Here is a 1,679-nt window from a genome sequence, read left to right on the forward strand (position 1 = left end):
CGAATGAACCAAGTTATGCATGTTTTGACCAAAAATAAAAGATAGTGTGAAATTAATCAAAATAAAGAGTAAATTGAAGGAAACAGGGAATATAGATAAGTTTAAGGTGAATAAATAGGGAGGTTTATACTATTTGTCCATAAATACACTAGTTTCAGTTGTTGGCCTTATATTTATATGATAAGGTTCACTAGTGTTGCATAAATGTTGACGCAATTTTCAGTTTAATGTTTTTTCCTGTTTAGAGCCAAAAAAGTAAATACCTTATTAAAGGTGGCTCCATCCGTTTGGAAATTATTTACAATTAGACTTGTGCGACGACGACAATTTATTTTTAAGGAACGGTTTTTCCTTTAATCTTTCGTATCCAGATATGTGCAGGTTTCCATAACGAAGCCCTTAAAAAACGGCTAATCTGTAGCGTTTTTCGCTTACTTTTTGTTTCGATTTGCGCAATTACATTTAGGCAAAAAACAATCAGTGCGATAAACACTTGGTTTTGAATGGCCCATTCACTTTGTCCGTAGAACTTTTTAATATTGAGATGTTGTTTGATCCACTTAAAAAATAGCTCAATGGCCCAGCGTGATTTATACATCTCTGAAATTTCTTCGGCACTCAAATCAAAACGATTCGTGATTAAATGGAGTACATTTCCTTTTGAATCTATTACTTTTAGAAGGCGAAAGTAGTTTTCAGCTCGGTTTTGAGTTGTACCAATCAAGACCATTTGATCCGATAAGACAGCTGAATCCTCGGGTAGTTTAAAATTATAAACCTCCCGTATGACTGCGTTTTTTCGTAGCCTTGAAAGAAAAAAGTACCCATCATCTGTCATACGATCAAAGCGTTCGTAGTCCAGATAGCCACGGTCAAACACATACATGCATTTTTTGTCGTCCACCATGATTTCAAGCTGACCACGATCATGTTCATTCGCAGTTGTTATCACAGCCTTTTCTGGATAGGAAGTTCCTTTTTCCATAAATACAAGGCGTAAATGCAACTTTACACCCGCCTTTGTTTTGCGGAACTTTGCCCATTTATGATTGGTCACATTTAGTGGTAACGTGCTTGAATCAATGATTTTTAACGGCATGACCAGTTTTGTATAGTGTGTTTTAGCATGAATTTGCCCGACTAAATCAAGGAAAAGCATTTGAAATATATCGGGGTTCATGCCATTTAATCGCCGTGATAGCTGAGAAATACTAATTGAATCAAGGTCGACTCCATTTTGAAGGTGGTCATCGAAAAGGCTATCGCCCAATGCATGTAGACTTTCAATTTCTACTAGCTGTGCAAAAAGTAATAATTTAAGGAATGATTCTGTCGTTAATTTTTTCGTATAGTAATCTAATTTCAATGTTTTCACGTTATCTTCTAATAATTGAAGATTAATTGGTGAAAACCATTGTCCAAATGAAGTTTTTCGTGTAATCTTGTCCATAAGTTTGGTCCTTTATTAGTGGATTTGGACGGGTTACCACCATCTATTTCCATTATAAAGGACTTTTTGTTTGCCTAAAATAATAAAATTGAAGATTTTGAGTCTTTTTAATAGTTAATTTAAATTAATGCAACACTAGTGCCCTCCGCTATATCATTTTTTTCTGCATACTTTTTATTTTACAATGGTTATCTTCTTCACAAAAGGTTTAAAACCCTTTCATCTCAAC

1 protein-coding gene is annotated in these 1,679 nt (G+C 34.5%); it reads right to left on the minus strand.

Annotated elements, in window-relative coordinates:
- Positions 1-334 precede the first annotated feature (334 nt).
- Complete coding sequence (locus ACYVL2_RS19935; RefSeq protein ID WP_100348026.1) at positions 335-1,450, minus strand: IS4 family transposase; 1,116 nt, start codon at positions 1,448-1,450, stop codon at positions 335-337.
- Between the last annotated feature and the right edge of the window lie 229 nt (positions 1,451-1,679).

The organism is Glycomyces halotolerans (assembly GCF_054779575.1).